General features: G+C 66.7%; 17 protein-coding genes. 8 read left to right on the top strand and 9 right to left on the bottom strand.

Going from position 1 to position 17,482, the window contains the following annotated elements; genetic code table 11:
• The first annotated feature begins 27 nt into the window (after nt 1-27).
• The 6 genes from ACVW17_RS36705 to ACVW17_RS36730 all read left to right on the top strand — a co-directional run bounded on the left by ACVW17_RS36705 (nt 28) and on the right by ACVW17_RS36730 (nt 10,052).
• A complete protein-coding gene (locus ACVW17_RS36705) occupies nt 28-1,032 on the top strand; it encodes an AAA family ATPase (RefSeq protein ID WP_456749658.1) in 1,005 nt (334 codons plus the stop codon).
• Nucleotides 1,032-1,973 (top strand): DUF58 domain-containing protein, encoded by a 942-nt coding sequence (locus ACVW17_RS36710; protein ID WP_456798778.1) that lies wholly within the window; start codon nt 1,032-1,034, stop codon nt 1,971-1,973. The genes ACVW17_RS36705 and ACVW17_RS36710 overlap by 1 nt, the downstream gene beginning before the upstream one ends.
• Nucleotides 1,973-4,786 (top strand): DUF4159 domain-containing protein, encoded by a 2,814-nt coding sequence (locus ACVW17_RS36715; RefSeq protein WP_456799022.1) that lies wholly within the window; start codon nt 1,973-1,975, stop codon nt 4,784-4,786. The genes ACVW17_RS36710 and ACVW17_RS36715 overlap by 1 nt, the downstream gene beginning before the upstream one ends.
• 124 nt (nt 4,787-4,910) lie before the next feature.
• Complete coding sequence (locus ACVW17_RS36720) at nt 4,911-6,974, top strand: hypothetical protein (RefSeq protein ID WP_456798779.1); 2,064 nt, start codon at nt 4,911-4,913, stop codon at nt 6,972-6,974.
• A gap of 172 nt (nt 6,975-7,146) precedes the next feature.
• Nucleotides 7,147-7,572: a DUF2946 family protein gene (locus ACVW17_RS36725; RefSeq protein WP_456798780.1), complete on the top strand. Its 426-nt coding sequence runs from the start codon at nt 7,147-7,149 to the stop codon at nt 7,570-7,572.
• Nucleotides 7,573-7,682: 110 nt separating this feature from the next.
• Nucleotides 7,683-10,052, top strand: coding sequence for a TonB-dependent receptor (locus ACVW17_RS36730; protein ID WP_456798781.1), 2,370 nt, complete (start codon nt 7,683-7,685; stop codon nt 10,050-10,052).
• 190 nt (nt 10,053-10,242) lie between these two features.
• On the opposite strand, the gene ACVW17_RS36735 is transcribed toward ACVW17_RS36730, so the two are convergent.
• The 3 genes from ACVW17_RS36735 to ACVW17_RS36745 all read right to left on the bottom strand — a co-directional run bounded on the left by ACVW17_RS36735 (nt 10,243) and on the right by ACVW17_RS36745 (nt 11,740).
• Complete coding sequence (locus ACVW17_RS36735; RefSeq protein WP_076867107.1) at nt 10,243-10,560, bottom strand: EthD family reductase; 318 nt, start codon at nt 10,558-10,560, stop codon at nt 10,243-10,245.
• 113 nt (nt 10,561-10,673) lie between these two features.
• Nucleotides 10,674-11,186 (bottom strand): GNAT family N-acetyltransferase, encoded by a 513-nt coding sequence (locus ACVW17_RS36740; protein ID WP_050387376.1) that lies wholly within the window; start codon nt 11,184-11,186, stop codon nt 10,674-10,676.
• 65 nt (nt 11,187-11,251) lie between these two features.
• Nucleotides 11,252-11,740, bottom strand: a complete 489-nt coding sequence (locus ACVW17_RS36745) for an NUDIX domain-containing protein (protein ID WP_456749663.1) — start codon at nt 11,738-11,740, stop codon at nt 11,252-11,254.
• Between the two features lie 171 nt (nt 11,741-11,911).
• Between ACVW17_RS36745 and ACVW17_RS36750 the strand changes: the two genes are divergently transcribed.
• Nucleotides 11,912-12,799, top strand: coding sequence for a metallophosphoesterase family protein (locus tag ACVW17_RS36750; RefSeq protein ID WP_456798782.1), 888 nt, complete (start codon nt 11,912-11,914; stop codon nt 12,797-12,799).
• Here ACVW17_RS36750 and ACVW17_RS36755 read toward each other — a convergent pair.
• The 4 genes from ACVW17_RS36755 to ACVW17_RS36770 all read right to left on the bottom strand — a co-directional run bounded on the left by ACVW17_RS36755 (nt 12,796) and on the right by ACVW17_RS36770 (nt 14,900).
• Entirely contained in the window at nt 12,796-13,560 is a 765-nt protein-coding gene (locus tag ACVW17_RS36755; RefSeq protein WP_456798783.1) for a glycine-rich domain-containing protein, read from the bottom strand. The genes ACVW17_RS36750 and ACVW17_RS36755 overlap by 4 nt on opposite strands.
• A gap of 100 nt (nt 13,561-13,660) precedes the next feature.
• Nucleotides 13,661-14,236: a hypothetical protein gene (locus tag ACVW17_RS36760; protein WP_456798784.1), complete on the bottom strand. Its 576-nt coding sequence runs from the start codon at nt 14,234-14,236 to the stop codon at nt 13,661-13,663.
• A 214-nt stretch (nt 14,237-14,450) separates the two neighbouring features.
• On the bottom strand, nt 14,451-14,660 hold the full coding sequence (locus tag ACVW17_RS36765) for a DUF4170 domain-containing protein (protein WP_016839740.1): 210 nt from the start codon (nt 14,658-14,660) through the stop codon (nt 14,451-14,453).
• Between the two features lie 12 nt (nt 14,661-14,672).
• A complete protein-coding gene (locus tag ACVW17_RS36770) occupies nt 14,673-14,900 on the bottom strand; it encodes a hypothetical protein (protein ID WP_456798785.1) in 228 nt (75 codons plus the stop codon).
• Here ACVW17_RS36770 and ACVW17_RS36775 point away from each other — a divergent pair.
• Entirely contained in the window at nt 14,899-16,341 is a 1,443-nt protein-coding gene (locus tag ACVW17_RS36775; protein ID WP_456798786.1) for a helix-turn-helix domain-containing protein, read from the top strand. The two genes, ACVW17_RS36770 and ACVW17_RS36775, sit on opposite strands and share 2 nt — an antisense overlap.
• A 113-nt stretch (nt 16,342-16,454) precedes the next feature.
• On the opposite strand, the gene ACVW17_RS36780 is transcribed toward ACVW17_RS36775, so the two are convergent.
• Complete coding sequence (locus ACVW17_RS36780; RefSeq protein ID WP_456798787.1) at nt 16,455-16,712, bottom strand: high potential iron sulfur protein; 258 nt, start codon at nt 16,710-16,712, stop codon at nt 16,455-16,457.
• Nucleotides 16,713-16,983: 271 nt separating this feature from the next.
• Nucleotides 16,984-17,415, bottom strand: coding sequence for a hypothetical protein (locus ACVW17_RS36785; RefSeq protein WP_456798788.1), 432 nt, complete (start codon nt 17,413-17,415; stop codon nt 16,984-16,986).
• Nucleotides 17,416-17,482 lie beyond the last annotated feature (67 nt).

Consider the following 17,482-nt stretch of genomic DNA (forward strand, 5'->3'; position numbering starts at 1 on the left):
CGCAATCGTCGAGAAGGAGCGGATCGAATGGCCGGTGCAGACAGCGTCGAGAAACTGGAGGATGTGATCGTCCGTTCGGCCGAGCAGGTCGCGGGCCAGATCAAGGCCGCCAAGGAAGCGGTGTCCACGGTCATTTTCGGTCAGGACCAGGTGATCGAAAACACCCTTGTGACGATCCTGTCCGGCGGCCATGCGCTCTTGATCGGCGTCCCCGGTCTCGCCAAGACCAAGCTGGTCGAGACGCTCGGCGTCACGCTCGGGCTCGATGCCAAGCGCATCCAGTTCACGCCCGATTTGATGCCCTCGGACATCCTCGGCGCTGAAGTGCTCGACGAGAGTTCGGCGGGCAAGCGTTCGTTCCGCTTCATCGCAGGTCCGGTGTTCGCGCAGTTGCTGATGGCCGACGAGATCAACCGCGCCAGCCCGCGCACCCAGTCGGCGCTGCTGCAAGCCATGCAGGAGCAGCACATCACCATTGCCGGCGCACGGCACGATCTGCCGAAGCCGTTCCACGTGCTCGCGACCCAGAATCCCCTCGAGCAGGAAGGCACCTATCCGCTGCCCGAGGCGCAGCTCGACCGCTTCCTGATGGAAATCGACGTCGACTATCCCGATCGCGACGCCGAGCGGCGCATCCTGTTCGAAACCACCGGCGCCGAAGAGGCGCATGCCAAGCCGTCGATGGACGCCGAGACGCTGCTGTCGGCGCAACGCCTGGTGCGGCGCCTGCCGGTCGGCGATTCCGTGGTCGAAGCGATCCTGACGCTGGTGCGCGCCGCGCGCCCCGGCACCGAGGGCGGCGAAGCCGGCAAGCTGATCGCCTGGGGACCCGGTCCCCGCGCCAGCCAGGCCTTGATGCTGGCGGTGCGCGCCCGCGCGTTGCTCGACGGCCGCCTCGCGCCATCGATCGACGACGTGCTCGATCTCGCCGAGCCCGTGCTCAAGCACCGCATGGCGCTGACCTTCTCGGCGCGCGCCGAGGGCCGCACCATTCCGGACGTGATCAAGCAATTGAAGACGCGGATCGGTTGATGGCGGCAGAGAACAGGCACCAGAACGAGGAGATCCTGGCGGTTCGACGTGCCGATGGCGAAAGCCGAACGCTCGCCGCATCGCTGCCGCGCCTGGTGCTTGAGGCCCGCCGTGTCGCCGCCAACGTCATCCATGGCCTGCACGGCCGCCGCCGCGCCGGCGCGGGCGAGAACTTCTGGCAATACCGCCGCTTCGTCTCCGGCGAACCGGCACAGCGCGTCGACTGGCGCCGCTCGGCGCGCGACGACCATCTCTACGTCCGCGAACAGGAATGGGAGGCCGCGCACACCGTGTGGATCTGGCCCGACCGCTCGCCGTCGATGGCCTTTGCCTCGCGCGAGGCGCGCGACAGCAAGCTCGAGCGTGGGCTGATCGTGGCGTTCGCGCTTGCCGAGCTGCTGGTTGCCGGCGGCGAACGCGTCGGCATTCCCGGCCTGCTGAACCCGACCGCGAGCCTCAACGTGATCGACAAGATGGCGGAAGCGATGTTGCACGACGACAAGACGCGCGCGAGCCTGCCGCCGTCCTTCGTGCCATCGTCGCTGGCCGAAGTCGTCGTGCTGTCGGATTTCTGGTCGCCGATCGCGGAGATCACGACGATGCTGGCCGGGCTTTCCTCCTCGGGCGCGCACGGCACCATGATCCAGGTCGTCGATCCGGCCGAAGAGAGCTTCCCTTATTCGGGCCGCGTCGAGTTCGTCGAGCCGGAGGTCGGCAGCGCCATCACTGCGGGCCGCGCCGAGAGCTGGGCGAGCGACTATGTCGCCCGCGTCGCGCTGCATCGCGACCAGATTCGCGCCGAGACCAACCGGCTCGACTGGCTGTTCTCGACCCACACCACAAGCCGCTCCGCGGCCGAGCTGCTGCTGTTCCTGCATGCTGGCATGATGGTGAGCAAGGGCGGCGGCCGCTCAACCGTCAAGGCGGGGCGCAGCGCATGATCGCAGGCCTCCCCCTCTCATTCGCCGAACCGCTGCTGCTGCTGGGGCTGGTCAGCCTGCCGGTGCTGTGGTGGCTGCTCCGCGTGATGCCGCCGCGGCCGCGGCGGGTCGAATTCCCGCCGACGCGGCTGCTGTTCGACATCGCGCCGAGGGAAGAGACGCCGTCGCGCACGCCCTGGTGGCTGACCCTGTTGCGGCTCGCCGCCGCCGCGCTCGTCATCTTCGCTGCCGCCGGGCCGATCTGGAATCCGCAGACCGGCGTTGCCGCCGGCAAGCAGCCACTGGTGATCCTGCTCGACGACGGCTGGAGCGCCGCTTCGAGCTGGGATGCGCGGATCAAAGCGGCGGATGAACTGATCACCAATGCCGACAGCGACCGCCGCGGCGTCGCGCTCGTGCCGCTGTCGGAGCCTGCGCGCGACATCACGCTGATGCCGGCCGGCGCCGCGCGCGTCGCGCTGCGCCAGCTCGCGCCGAAAGCCTACTCGGTCGATCGCGTTGAAACCCTCGCCACGCTCGGGCGTTTCCTCAAATCGACCGGCGACTGCGACATCGCCTGGCTGTCCGACGGCGTCGACACCGGCCGCGGCAGCGAGTTCACCGAAGGTCTCGGCAAGGTGATCGAGAGCCGCCATCTGACGATCTATGCCGGCGGCGCGCAATCCGCACAGGCGCTGGTCGCCGCCGAGAACGCCGCCGCCAAGATGACGGTGAAGGTGCTGCGCACCGAGAACGGCATCGGGGCCGGGACGGTGCGCGCGGTCGACGCCAAGGGCTCGCCGATCGGCGAGGCCCGCTACAGTTTCGGCCCGCAGGATCGCGAGACCGAAGCCGCGTTCGATCTTCCGGTCGAACTGCGCAACGATATCTCGCGGCTCGAAATCTCCGGCGAGCACTCCGCCGGCGCCGTGCAGCTGCTCGACCGGCGCTGGCGCCGCCGCGCCATCGGCGTGGTCTCGGGCGCGAGCAACGACACCGCGCAGCCGCTGTTGGCCTCGACGTTCTATCTCTCCCGCGCGCTGTCGCCGTTCGCCGACATCCGGCTCGGCGATCGCGGCGCGCCGCAGCAGGTGATCGGGCAGTTCCTCGATCAGCGGCTGCCGATGATCGTGATGGCCGATGTCGGCACGCTGTCGCCGGAGATCCGCGACCGGCTCAACGCCTGGATCGAGCAAGGCGGCGTGCTGGTGCGGTTCGCAGGTCCGCGCCTCGCCCAGGCCGACGACGACCTCGTTCCGGTCAAGCTGCGCCGCGGCGGCCGCACGCTCGGCGGCAGCCTGACCTGGGAGAAGCCGCAACACATGGCCTCATTCGCCGCCGACGGCCCGTTCGCGGGCCTCACCGTGCCGAAGGACATCACCGTGAGCCGCCAGGTGCTGGCCGAGCCCGACGCCGTGCTTGCGACCAAGAGCTGGGCCTCCCTCGAAGACGGCACGCCGCTCGTCACCGGCGAGCATCGCGGCAAGGGCGTGGTCAGCCTGTTCCACGTCGGCGCCGACATGCGCTGGTCGGATCTGCCGATGTCCGGCACCTTCGTCGAGATGCTGCGCCGGCTGATCGACATGTCCGGCTACACCTCGAAGCCGGGCCCCGGCGTCGCCAGCGATCCCACCGCCGAGATGGTTGCGCCGCTGCGCACGCTCGACGGCTTCGGCGTTTTCGGCCCGCCGCCCTCGACCGCCAAGCCGATGCCGGCGGATTATCGCGACCGCGGCACCGCCGATCATCCGCCCGGCTTCTACGGCAGCGCCGAGAGCCCGATCGCGGTCAACACGTTGGCCTCGGCCGACCGCATCGCGCCGCTCGACACCTCCGGCCTGCGCGCCAAGCATGCGACCTACACCAACGCCGAGCCGCGCGACCTGCGCGGCATCATGCTGTCGACCGCGCTCGCGCTGTTCCTGCTCGATGCGATCGTGGTGGCGATGCTCGGCGGCGGCCTCGCCGCGCTGATCCGGCGTCGCGCCGCACCGGCGGTGCTCGCCCTGATGTTCGCCTCGGCGTTCACGCTGGTGGCGATCGCACCGACCCCGACGCGGGCCGAGACCAGCGACGAGTTCGCGATCAAGGCGGTGACGCAGACGCGGCTGGCCTATGTGGTGACCGGCAATGCCGACGTCGATTCCATCGTCAAGGCCGGGATGTCCGGTCTGACGCTGTTCCTCGGACAGCGCACCGCGCTGGAAGCCGGCGACCCGGTCGGCATCGATCCGGCGCGCGACGAGCTGGCGTTCTTCCCGTTGATCTACTGGCCGATCGTGCCCGGCGCGCCGAAGCCGCCGCAGGACGCCATCAACAAGATCGACGCCTACATGAAGCAGGGCGGCACGGTCATCTTCGACACCCGCGACGCCGTCGAGGCGCCGCCGGGCGACAACGGTTCGTCGCAGACCCCGGGGATGCAGACGCTGCGCGAGTTGCTCTCGACCCTCGACGTGCCCGAGCTCGAGCCGGTGCCGCGCGAGCACGTGCTGACCAAGACGTTCTATCTGCTGCGCGACTTCCCCGGCCGCTTCAACTCGGGCCAGACCTGGGTCGAGGCGCTGCCGCGCGAGGACGATGACGAAGCCGCGCAGCGCCCGGCGCGCGGCGGCGACGGCGTCTCGCCGATCATCATCACGTCGAACGACCTTGCCGGCGCCTGGGCGATCCGCCCCGACGGGCAGCCGATGCTGCCGCTGACGCCGGGCGAGCCGCGCCAGCGCGAATTCGCCTTCCGCGCCGGTGTCAACATCGTGATGTACACGCTGACCGGCAACTACAAGGCCGACCAGGTGCACGCGCCTGCCCTGATCGAGCGGCTGGGACAATAGAGATGCGAGTGACGCGTTCAACTGCCCATACCGTCATTCCGGGGCGATGCGAAAGCATCGAACCCGGAATCTCGAGATTCCGGGTCTGGTCCTTCGGACCATCCCGGAATGACGGAGTGGTATCATGAACTACGGTATCGCGTTCACACCGCTGGTTCCTTCGATCGTGCTGTGGCTCGGGCTCGGCGCGATCGTCGTCATCGCGGCACTGCTGCTGGTGTCGCGCGCCCGAGGCGCCGCGGTGCGTGTCGCCGCGCTCGCGCTGATCCTGCTGGCGCTGGCCAATCCCTCCTTCACCCGCGAGGACCGCGAGCCGCTGTCCTCGGTCGCCGCGGTCGTGGTCGACAAGAGCCCGAGCCAGAATTTCGGCACGCGCAACCAGGAGACCGAGAAAGCCAAGCAGGCGCTGGTCGACAGCCTGAAGCAGATCAAGGGCCTCGAGGTCCGCGTCGTCGAGGCCGGCCAGGCCGACGGCGAAACCGACGGCACCAAGCTGTTCGGCGCGCTGACCTCGGCGCTGTCGGATGTTCCGGTCGAGCGTGTCGCCGGCGCGTTCATGATCACCGACGGCCGCGTGCACGACATCCCCGCCAACGCGCAGGCGCTCGGCTTCCAGGCGCCGGTGCATGCGTTGATCACCGGCCGCAAGGACGAGCGCGACCGCCGCATCGCGATCACGGCGGCGCCGCGCTTCGGCATCGTCGGCCAGACCCAGACCATCACTTTCCGGCTCGACGACCAGGGCGTCACCGGCGAGCGTGCCAAGGTCACGATCCGCCGCGACGGCGAGGTGATCAACGAGCGCACGATGACATCAGGGCAGACCTCGAGTGTCGATATCGACATCAAGCATGCCGGTCCCAACATCGTCGAGATCGAGGCCTCGCCGCTCGAGAACGAGCTGACGCCGGTCAACAACCGCGCCGTGGTCGCGATCGACGGCGTCCGCGACAAGCTGCGCGTGCTGCTGGTGTCCGGCGAGCCGCATGCCGGCGAGCGCACTTGGCGCAATTTGTTGAAGTCCGACCCCAGCGTCGATCTCGTGCACTTCACCATCCTGCGTCCGCCGGAGAAGCAGGACGGCACGCCGATCAACGAGCTGTCGCTGATCGCGTTTCCGACCCGCGAGCTGTTCCAGCAGAAGATCAACGAATTCCAGCTAATCATCTTCGATCGCTATGCCCGCCAGGGCGTGCTGCCGATCGCCTATTTCGACAACATCGCGCGCTATGTCCGTTCCGGCGGCGCAGTGCTGGTCTCCGCAGGCCCGGACTACGCCTCAACCACCAGCATCTGGCGCACGCCGCTGGATTCGGTGCTGCCGGCTGAGCCGGTCGGCGTCACCGAGAAGCCGTTCTATGCGCATTTGAGCGATGCCGGGAAACGCCATCCAGTGACGCGCGGACTGGAAGGCTCGAATGTCGAGCCGCCGCATTGGAGCCGGTTCTTCCGCACCGTCGACACCCGCAACGCGATCAACCCGCCGGTCATGACCGGCGCCGACGGCAAGCCGCTGTTGCTGCTCTCACGGTTCGGCGAAGGCCGCGTCGCGCTCTTGCTGTCCGACCAGATCTGGCTGTGGGCGCGCGGCTATGAGGGCGGCGGCCCGCATCTCGATCTGTTGCGGCGGGTGTCGCACTGGCTGATGAAGCAGCCCGACCTCGACGAAGAGGCGCTGCGCATGCAGGTGCAGGGCAAGGATCTGATGGTGGTGCGCCAGACCATGGCCGACACCGTCGCGCCGGTCACCGTGACGTCGCCGAGCGGCGCCACGCATGAACTGACCTTGACCGCCGGCGATCCCGGCGAATGGCGCGCCACGCTGCCCGCGAGCGAGCTCGGCCTCTGGCAGGCCACCGACGGCACGCTGAAAGCGCTGATCAATGTCGGTCCGACCAACCCCAAGGAATTCTCGGAAGTCACCTCGACCACCGAGACGCTGAAACCGCTGGCGCAGGCAACCGGCGGCGACGCACGGCGCATCGTCGACGGATCGAACCTCGATATGCCGCGCGTCGTGCCGGTGCGCGCCTCCACGATCTTCCGCGGCGACGGCTGGCTCGGCGTCAAGATGCGCGACGCCAGCGTGGTCAAGGGCGTCGGCGTGCTGCCGATGTTCGCGGGCCTGGTCGGCCTGCTGCTGCTGCTCGGCGCATTCGCAGCGACCTGGCTGCGCGAGGGACGCTGAGCCCGATAGTGCGCAATGTCCAATCGCCCCCGTTGCTTCAATCACACACCAGCAACGGATCGACACAGTGTGTCTGAACCACCGTTGACATCGCGGCCACCCTCCGATGTTATAATGTAACATCGGGCGGCCAGGGAACGAGCGCCGTCCCGATCGGGTGGGCTCAATCGGCATGAACTGGTTCCGGAGACACATCAAGACGGGCTCGCGGCTGGCGCTGTTCGCGCTCGCCGTCCAGTTCGTGCTGTCGTTCGGACATTTCCATCCGATTCCGGCCGCGCAAGCGGCGCCCGCGGTTCGGAGCGGCGGCCTGTCGCTGCTCGATCTCGCCTATCTCGGGACCTCGGCAACGCCTGATCTCGCGGTCCAGGTGACCGGCACGCAGCCGCCCACCGAACAGGACCGTGACCGGCATCCGCCCGACCATTGCGCGATCTGCGCCGTGATGTCGCTCGCGAGCAGCATGCTGTTCACGGCGCCGCCGGTGCTGTTGCTGCCGGAAGCCGTCGAACTCCTGTTCCGCACCACCAATGCCGAATTCACCCATCTGAAGTCGGCGCCTGCGGCGTTCCGTTCCCGCGCACCTCCTCTGTCCTGACCTCGACTGATTGCTGCACGCCCTGAGCGGACGCCGCGTCACGATGACGGCCGGTTCCAACAGGGCAAATCGGAATCGATCCGTCATTTCGACGGCGCTGGACCAGGACAATGACACTTCAGACGAAACGAGCACTCCACATCGGAGGCGCGAGCTGGCTGCTGCTCGGCGCAATGCATGGCGCCGCACTGGCCGACGACCCGCCGGCGACGCAACTGCCTGACATCACCGTGACGGCGCCGAGCCCGATCCAGCGCCACCGCACCGTGCCGACACGCACGCCGACCCGCGCAGTCCGCGCCGCGCCGAGCCGCATCCGCGAACGCGCTGCCGCCGCGCAACCGGCGCCTGTCGCAACGGCACCGGCGCCGCAGCAGGGTGTGCTGCCCGTCGTCACCGACCAGTTCGCGACCGTCACCGTGGTCCCGAACGAGGAGCTGCGGCGCTCCGGCGGCGCCACGCTCGGCGATCTCCTGTTCTCGAAGCCCGGCATCACCGGTTCGAGCTTTGCGCCCGGCGCATCGAGCCGGCCGATCATCCGCGGCCTCGACGTCAACCGTGTCGGCATCGTCGAGAATGGTCTCGGCGGCGGCGGCGTTTCGGATCTCGGCGAAGATCATTTCGTCCCGATCGATCCGTTCTCGACCAACCAGATCGAGGTGGTGCGGGGACCTGCTGCGCTGCGCTACGGCTCGACCTCGATCGGCGGCGTGGTCAGCGCCACCAACAACCGGATTCCCGACGCGATGCCGACCTGCGCGGCGACGCCGTTCCAGACTTATGGACTGCCGGTGAAGGCGCCGCTGGCCGATGCCGGGGGCCCCGCCTGCCTCAATGTCGAGACCCGCACGTCGTTCAGCTCGGTCAATCGCGGCGTGGAAGGCGGCATGCTGCTGGATGCCGGCGGCAACAATGTCGCGGTGCATGCCGACGTCTATGGCCGCACCACCAGCGACTACAGCATTCCGAGCTATCCGTATCTGTTCGACCAGACCCGGCCGGTGGGCGGTCGCCAGCCGAATTCGGCGACGCAGTCGGACGGCGCCTCGGTCGGCGCGTCCTATTTCTTCCAGGGCGGCTATATCGGCGCGGCGATCACCCAGAACGACTCGCTCTACCACATCCCCGGCATCGACGGCGCCGATCACCAGACAAGGATCGACGCGCACCAGACCAAGATCGCCGTCAAGGGCGAGTACCGGCCCGATGCGGCTGCGATCGACGCCGTGCGGTTCTGGGTCGGCGCCACCGACTATCGTCACAACGAGCTCGGGCTTGCCGATCCGGCCGACCTGACCAGCGACGGCGTGCGCCAGACCTTCACCAACAAGGAGCAGGAAGCCCGCGTCGAGGTGCAGATGATGCCGTTCAACGCACGCTTCGCCACGGTGACGACAGCGGTCGGTTTGCAGGCCGGACATCAGGAGCTGACCGCGCCGAGCCCGGACGATCCGGGCGCGCTGTTCAACGGCCTCTGGAGCCCGAACAACAACAACCGCGTTGCCGGTTACGTGTTCAACGAGTTCAAGTTCACGGATACGACAAAAGCGCAGATCGCGGGCCGCATCGAGCATGTCGAGCTGCACGGATCGACGCCGGATTTCCCCGCGGATTTCCTGCCCGACGGCGCGCCGCAGAGTTCGGTGTCACGCAATCCGTCCTACACGCCGGTCAGCGGCAGCGTCGGGTTGATCCAGAACCTGCCCGGCGATCTCGTCGGCAGCATCACCGCGCAATATGTCGAGCGTGCGCCGAAGCCCGCCGAGTTGTTCTCGCGCGGCGCGCATGATGCGACCGCGACCTTCGACATCGGCAATCCGAACCTGACCATCGAGACCGCGAAATCGGTCGAGATCGGCCTGCGCAAGGCGACCGGACCGTTCCGTTTCGAGGCCACCGCCTACTACACCCGCTTCAACAATTTCATCTATCGCCGCCTGACCGGCGTGATGTGCGGCGGGGATTTCGATTCCTGCGGCAATGGCGATCCCGACAACGAGGCGCGCCAGGCGGTCTATTCGCAGCGTGACGCGACCTTCCGCGGCGCCGAATTCCAGAGCCAGCTCGACATCGGCCCGCTCAACGGCGGCATCTGGGGCATCGAGAACCAGTTCGACGTGGTGCGCGCCACCTTCACCGACGGCAGCAACGTGCCGCGGATTCCACCGGTACGGCTCGGCGGCGGCGTCTACTGGCGCGACAGCAACTGGTTCACCCGCGTCAACCTGGTGCACGCCTTCGCGCAAAACGACATCGCTGTCATCGGCGAGACCCCGACCGCAGGCTACAACCTCTTGAACGCGGAGGTGACCTACAACACCAAGCTGACTTCGTCTTGGATCGGCGCGCGCGAGATGACGCTTGGGCTGGTCGGCAACAACCTGCTCAACCAGAACATCCGCAACTCGGTGTCCTACACCAAGGACGAGGTGCTGATGCCGGGCCTCGGCGTGCGGGCTTTTGCGAACTTGAAGTTCTGAGACAAGCGAATCCCTCTGCCGTCAGCGGCAGAGGGATCACGGTCGTGTAGCCCGGATGGAACGAAGCGCAATCCGGGAAGGCTGCACACGCGGTAGGACTGTTCCCGGATTTCGCGGAGCCTGTCATCGGGCGCGCATTCGCGCGACCCGTTGGCTTCATCCGGGCTACAGGCCCTCGGCGATACAGGCCTCAGTGCCCGACGACGACTTCGCTGATCTGGATCACCGGCTGCAGATCAGTGTAATTCGGAATGTCGCCCATGATCTCCTGGGCGTGCTTGCCCATGGCGGCCCCGAAGGCCTCAACCGAGTCGCAGAAGATGTGGCACATCCCGACATAGGTTGCGGGTTGCCCCGGCGCGCCACCGGCAAGACCCTTGTCGACGGTGTAGTATTTGCAGGCGTCGCCGAGCCGCGCCTTCACCAGGGGCATGTGCTTGTCGCGATAATAGTCGTGATCAAAGCGTGCGCCTGGATTGTTCGGATACATCACACTGACCTTGATCATGGCGCGCACTCTCCCTGTTGATATGACATGCGCCGGTCTTGTCCCGGCGCTTGCCTCAACTGTGCTTCAGTTTCCGAGAGCGTGCAACCGTTCCCGCGACATCAGCGGGAACATCAGATCGCCTTGCTCCAGTCCGGCTGGATCGGGCCCGACACGCCCTCGAACGCGCCGTCGACCAGTTCCATGACAAGCAGACGACTGTAGTCGACCGGGCCCGGCATCGTCATCCGCCCCTTCGGCACCGGCTTGAAGCCGACCCGCGCGTAATACGGCTCGTCGCCGACCAGCACGATCAGCCGGTGGCCCTTGGCACGGGCATCATTGATCGCACGCTCAAGCAGCGCACGGCCGACGCCGCGGCTGCGGAACGGCGGCTCCACCGTCAACGGCCCGAGCATCAGGGCCGGCGTATCGCCGATCGTGACCGGCAGCTGACGCACCGAGCCGACCAGCAGCGTGCCGATCCGGGCCGTGAACGAGACATCGAGCAGATGATCGACATGCTCGCGCAGCCGGTAGGCGCTGAGCACGAAGCGGCCGGGCCCGAAGGTACGCTCGTGCAGGCGCTCGATCGCCTGGGCGTCTTTCGGGGTCTCGGGCAGGATGGTCAGGGACAGTTCGGTCATTGTGGGGCGCGGGATAGCATCTGGCGCGGGCGCGGTCCATCACCGCCACGTCGCCGTCGGCGACATCACCGCCATGTCGCCGGCGGCGGCCTGCCCTCGAGCACCTCCGCGATCCGCAGCCGCGTCCCGGGGGTGGTCTCCTCAGGCAGATCGGCCGGATCGAAGAACCCGCAGGCCACGATCTCGCGATTCGGCTCCGGCAGCCGGTCCTGGCGGTAGTTCCTGACCACATAGACCGCGACGTGATCGCGCGGCGAGACGTGGCTGTTGTGGAAGATGCCGTGCAGCACCGGCTCGCCAGTGAGCTCGATCCGCCCCTCCTCCTCCAGCTCGCGCCGCAGCGATTCGATAAAGCTCTCGCCGACCTCGACCCCGCCGCCGGGCAGATACCAGCCGTGGACGTAGCTGTGCTTGACCAGGAATACCTTGTTGTCGGCATCGAGCACCACGGCACGGACGCCGAGCGTCATGCTGCGGACCAACCGCCAGTAGAAATGAAACACCCACCTGATCTGCGGCTCGTAGCGCTTGCGTAAATCCAGCAGGATCGTCACTGAACCCTCGACATCATGGCGTTTGATCCGTGCTTTGATCCTTGCATTGATCCTTGACTTGATCCTTGCGCGGCCGCGCAGCTCTTGCCAATACAGGGTACGACGTTCGGGATAGCACGACATGACCGGCTGCCGGCCACTTTTCGCGGACAATCCGAAGGAAATTGCCTGATGGCGGCGTTCCGTCTCGCGCATCTGTCGGACCCGCATCTGCCGCCGCTGCCGGCAGCGCGGCTGCGCGATCTCGCCGGCAAGCGCGCCTTCGGCTATTTGAACTGGACGCGCAACCGTCACAAATACCACCGCCGCGACGTGCTCGACGCACTGGTGTCGGACATGCAGGCGCAGCAGCCGGACCATGTCGCCGTCACCGGCGACCTCGTCAACCTGGCGCTCGATGCCGAGTTCAATCCGGCGCGGCAGTGGCTGGAGGGCATCGGTGGCGCCGCGGATGTCACCGTGGTCCCCGGCAATCACGACGCCTATGTGCGCGCGACGCGGCATCGCTTTATCAGTCACTTCGGCGACTATCTGCGCGGCGATGCCGATGGCGCCACGACGCATTTTCCGTTCGTGCGACGCCGCGGCCCGGTGGCGCTGATCGGCGTCTCCTCGGCGGTGCCGACACCGCCGCTGATGGCGACCGGCTGGCTCGGCCATGCCCAGCTCACAGCGCTCGATGCGATCCTCGCGCAGCTGTCGCGGGAGGATGCCTTCCGCGTCCTGCTGGTACATCACCCGCTGCACTCCGACGGCCGCGCCAAGCGGCTGACCGATTCGCATCAGCTCTTGGCGCTGCTCAAGCGGCACGGCGTCGAGCTGGTGCTGCACGGCCACGACCACGTCCATTCGACGATGTGGTTCGACGGCCCGGAGCGGAAGATCCCGGCGATCGGCGTGCCGTCGGCATCGGCGCTGGCGCGCAAGCACTATCCGGCGGCGGCCTACAATTTGTTCGCGATCGAGCGCGACGGCAATGGCTGGCGCTGCGAGCAGACCGTACGCGGACTCGGCAATCACGACGGCATTCGCGAGATCAAGCAGATACGCTTGTCCTAATCCCCGCCACCGCCGCCGCAACCACCGCCGCAGCCGCCTCCGCTATCGCCGCCGCCACCACCGTCGCCGCCTCCATCACCGCCGTGGCCACCGCCTTCGCCGCCGCCACTGCCGTCGCTGCCGGCATCGCCAAAGCCAGCAGACGATCCATCGATCGATGAGTCCGAGAAATCGCCGCCGCAGTAGGGTGTGTCGGCGCCGATGCCGCTGCGGCGCAGCGCCTCGCAATCGGTGTGATAGACGAAGCCGCCCGGAATGTTCAGCTTGGCATCGAGCGCGAACAGCAGCGGCAGTCGCGTCGGCCGGACCGGATCGATGTTCTCGTATTTGCAGCAATACCACCAGACCCGCCGCAGCCCCTCGTTGCTCCTACGCCGCTCCTTCACCAGCACAACGGCCGGCGTGTGATGCAGGAAGGTGCCGAAGGCGCGGCGGCAGAACGCGTCGTATTCGCGGGTGTAGAGAATGAATTCGTGCCAGAGGTCGTCGGCCGCCTGCGACGGCATCGAGACATAGCGCTTGCCGCTCATCAGATGCGCGAGGAAGAACTGGCGCAGGCCACGCGACACCAGCGCGCTGTCCTTGCGGGAGAAGCCGGGGTGATGCTTCTCCAGACGGGCCAACAGGCCCGCCGGCCATTTGAAGGTGCGGATGTATTCGGCGCGGCGCAACGTCTGCCACTTGCCGAACAGCACGGCGCTGCCGACCACCGCGGCCGCGGCCAGCATGCCGAAAAATGCCGAGGCGGGTGTTATGACCACGATGCCCCAGCCCCTTCCATTATTTGAGCATGATCTCCGCGCAAACGCGTTCCGCGTTTGTCGCGAGGGAAAACCGCTTCGCGCTTTTCCGGATCATGCTTCAGTAGTTCTGCAAGCTCGCCAGCAGCGCGAGACCGAACAGCGCGAGCGCGCCCAGGACGAAGCCGAGCACGAACGTGCCCATCCCGCCGCGACGCTTCGGCGGCGCCACCGGCATGGGCGGCGGCGCCGGCGGCTCGGCGAGCGGCAGCGGCGTTGCCACCATCGCATGCTCGCGCTCGATCATGCGGCGCGCGACATAGTCGGTGACCGCATCGACGATTGCAGCCACGTCGTGCGATTCGGCGAGCACGATGCGGCCAAAACGGGTGTCCTGCACGAAGCGGTAGATTCGCTTGTCGCGCCCCATCAGCACATGGGCGACGACGTCGATCCACAGCCGCGGCGTCTCGCCCTGGCTGATGCCGCGGTCGAACAGATCGACCTTCTCCGGCACCTGCGCGAACAGCGGATCGAGCGCATCGTTGAGGATCTCGAGCCGCGCCACCTCGGCATCGCGCAATTCGACGACGACGCCGGTGCGGTCGGCCGCCTCGATCCGCGCCCGCCGCAGCGCCTCTCGCAGCGTCGGCCGCATCTCGCGCGCCTCGCTACCGGTGTTCTGCGGATCGGACATGCCTTGCGGCCTCGTGCTGACGGGGTTTCCCAAATCATTAACCTATCAGCAACCATGACGTCCGCAAAGGACGTTGGTTCCCAAGCACTTAGGCGGCGACTTATCCCCAGATCAAAAGCCCCTGGCAGTGTTCCAAAAACGGTCGACCCCACCCGGATGAACCGGATGGGGCCGCCGTCCTTGGACGTTTTCTTAGCTCTGGTGATTTTGGCCGTTACGCCGAAACCCGCGACGGCTCCTCGACGATCGAGAAGCGCACGCCGGCCTTGTGGCGGCTCTCTTCTGAGACTTCCTTCCAGCACTCTTCGGCTTCCTTGCGGGTCTTGAACGGACCGCGGACCTGAGCCGAGCCTTCGACGAGCTTGTGGAAGTTCATCGAGCCGAACTCGCCGCCGATCACCCAGAAATTGCTGCCCTTGCTCATCATCAGTCTCCTTCAAAAAGTAAGGCTGCCTTGGCCCAGCCGCCTGAATTCTGATCCCCGCAGCATGCTCGCATCGACATTCTTGACAGAGCATCGCGAAGTGCGTGTCGGGAGATAAACGCCAAAGGCGAAGCTCGTATAGATGCCTTGTTTTTTATTGGTGATGTCATGTAACATCTGAACTTGTAATAAATGTCGATTTGTAAATGTTGTCACAACATAGGTCAGGAAGGCTGCCATGCCGGGCGAGTCCGGGAAGAAGCTGTTCGTCGGCCCGCGGTTCCGACGGATTCGCCAGCAATTGGGACTGTCGCAGACCCAGATCGCCGAGGGGCTCGGCATCTCGCCGTCCTACGTCAACCTGATCGAGCGCAACCAGCGCCCGGTGACGGCGCAGATCCTGTTGCGGCTGGCCGAGACCTACGACCTCGACCTGCGCGATCTTGCCACCGCCGACGAGGACCGCTTCTTCGCTGAGCTCAACGAGATCTTCTCCGATCCGCTGTTTCGCCAGATCGACCTGCCGAAGCAGGAGCTGCGCGACCTCGCCGAGCTCTGCCCCGGCGTGACGCACGCGTTGCAGCGGCTCTATGCCGCCTACACCGAGGCGCGCCGCGGCGAGACGCTGGTGGCGGCACAGATGGCCGACCGCGAGGGCTCGCAGTTCGACGCCAACCCGATCGAGCGGGTACGCGATTTGATCGAGGCCAACCGCAATTATTTTCCGGAGCTCGAGACCGCGGCGGAAACTCTGCGCGACGAGCTCAACGTGCCGACCGAAGGCCTGTTCACCGCCCTTGCCACGCGGCTGCGGGAAAAGCATTCGATCGTCTGCCGCGTGATGCCGGTCGACGTGATGCGCGAGACGCTGCGCCGTTTCGATCGGCATCGCCGGCAACTCTTGATCTCCGAGCTCGTCGACGGTTCCGGCCGCAGCTTCCAGCTTGCGCTGCAGATCGGCTTTGTCGAATGCGGCGCCGCGATCGACGCCATCGTCGGCCGCGCCGGCCCGCTCGACGACACCGCGCGCCGGCTCTACCGCATCACGCTCGCCAACTACTTCGCGGCGGCCGCGATGATGCCCTACCAGGCATTTCATTTCGCCGCCGAGGCGCTGAGCTACGACGTCCATGTGCTGGCGCAGCGCTTCAATGCCGGCTTCGAGCAGGTGTGCCACCGCCTCACCACGCTGCAGCGGCCGAACGCGCGCGGCGTGCCGTTCTTCCTGCTGCGCGTCGACAATGCCGGCAACGTGTCGAAGCGGTTTTCCTCCGGCACCTTCCCGTTCTCCAAGTTCGGCGGCACCTGCCCGCTCTGGAACGTGCATTCCACCTTCGACATGCCGGACCGCCTGCTCAGCCAGGTGATCGAGCTGCCCGACGGCACACGCTATTTCTCGATCGCGCAGATGGTGCGCCGGCCGGTGGCGCCCTATCCGCAGCCGCAGCCGCGCTTTGCGATCGGGCTCGGCTGCGAGATCCGCCATGCGGCCAAGCTCGTCTATGCGACGGGCATGGACCTGGAAAAGATCGAGGGCACACCGATCGGCGTCAACTGCCGGCTCTGTGAGCGTGAGAATTGCAGCCAGCGCGCCGAGCCGCCGATCACCCGCACTCTGATCCTCGACGAGACCACGCGGCGGGTGTCGTCGTTCGCGTTCTCGAATGCGCGGGAATTGTAGGCGAACGTAAAGCGTAGGGTGGGCAAAGCGGCAGCGTGCCCACCATCGCAAGCAGTGCGCTTGATGGTGGGCATGGCGCAACCGCGCCTTTGCCCACCCTACGGCACCTACGCTCAATCCACCGGAGCGAAGGCCTTGCACCAGCCGTCCTTGCTGATGGCGCCCTCCACCACCTTGCAGCCGTCGGGCGCGACGAACAGCGTGCACAGGCCGCAGGAATAGATGCCGTTCGGCGTGTCCTGATACTCGGCCTGCGGCTTTGTCATCTTGTCGGAGGCGGAGGCACTGCGCAGCAGGAGTGTCGCAGGAAGTCCCGCGATCGCGGTGCAAACGAAGGTGCGGCGCGAGTGATCGGATTGTTGTTTGGCCATTGGAGTTGTATCTCCATTTGTTACTGGTCGTAATTGTAACCGTCATTGCGAGCGAAGCGAAGCAATCCATCCCGCTGAATGCTAGGGGCGCGCCTCTTTTCCCTCGTCATTCCGGGGCAGCCCAAAGGGCTGAGCCCGGAATCCATTCATCCACGAAACATGCGGTGCGATGGATTCCGGGCTCTCGCTTCGCGAGCCCCGGAATGACGGGGGATGATGACCGTTGGCGCCTCCCCGAAAGGACGAGGAGATGCGGACCGGGGAAAGACGCTCAGGGCTTGCGCAGATTGAGCGAGAAGCGCAAATTGAGCGGCTGCAACATCTCCGGCGGCGGTGCCTCGCCGACATTGCCGCGCTTCAGGATGGTGCGCAGGTCCTCAGTCGCGCCGGCGTCATTGAAGGCGGGAAACGCGACGCGCTCGACGGTGCCGTCCGGATTGAGCCAGGCGCGCACCACGAGCGTCGGCGGCGGCCCGTTCTCCTTGCCGGAATGCTCGATCACCCAGTTGCGGAAGCGATTGGCGACGGTCTCGTCGGCCGCGATCCATTCCTCGAACCGGTATTTGACCAGCTTGGCGAACTGCGCCCATGACGGCGGCGCCTGTTCCGGATTGCGAAAGTTGGCGTCTTGAGCGCGGCCCGGCGCCGGCGACAGGATCAGCAGCCCGAACGAGGGCACGAGCGTGCCCCGCAGGATGAGCATGGTTCTGGACAAGGATTGACCGCGAACCGCAGGCTGACAACGACAGCGGGAATACTGACCGTTGCAG

This window comes from Bradyrhizobium sp. USDA 4473, assembly GCF_054063335.1.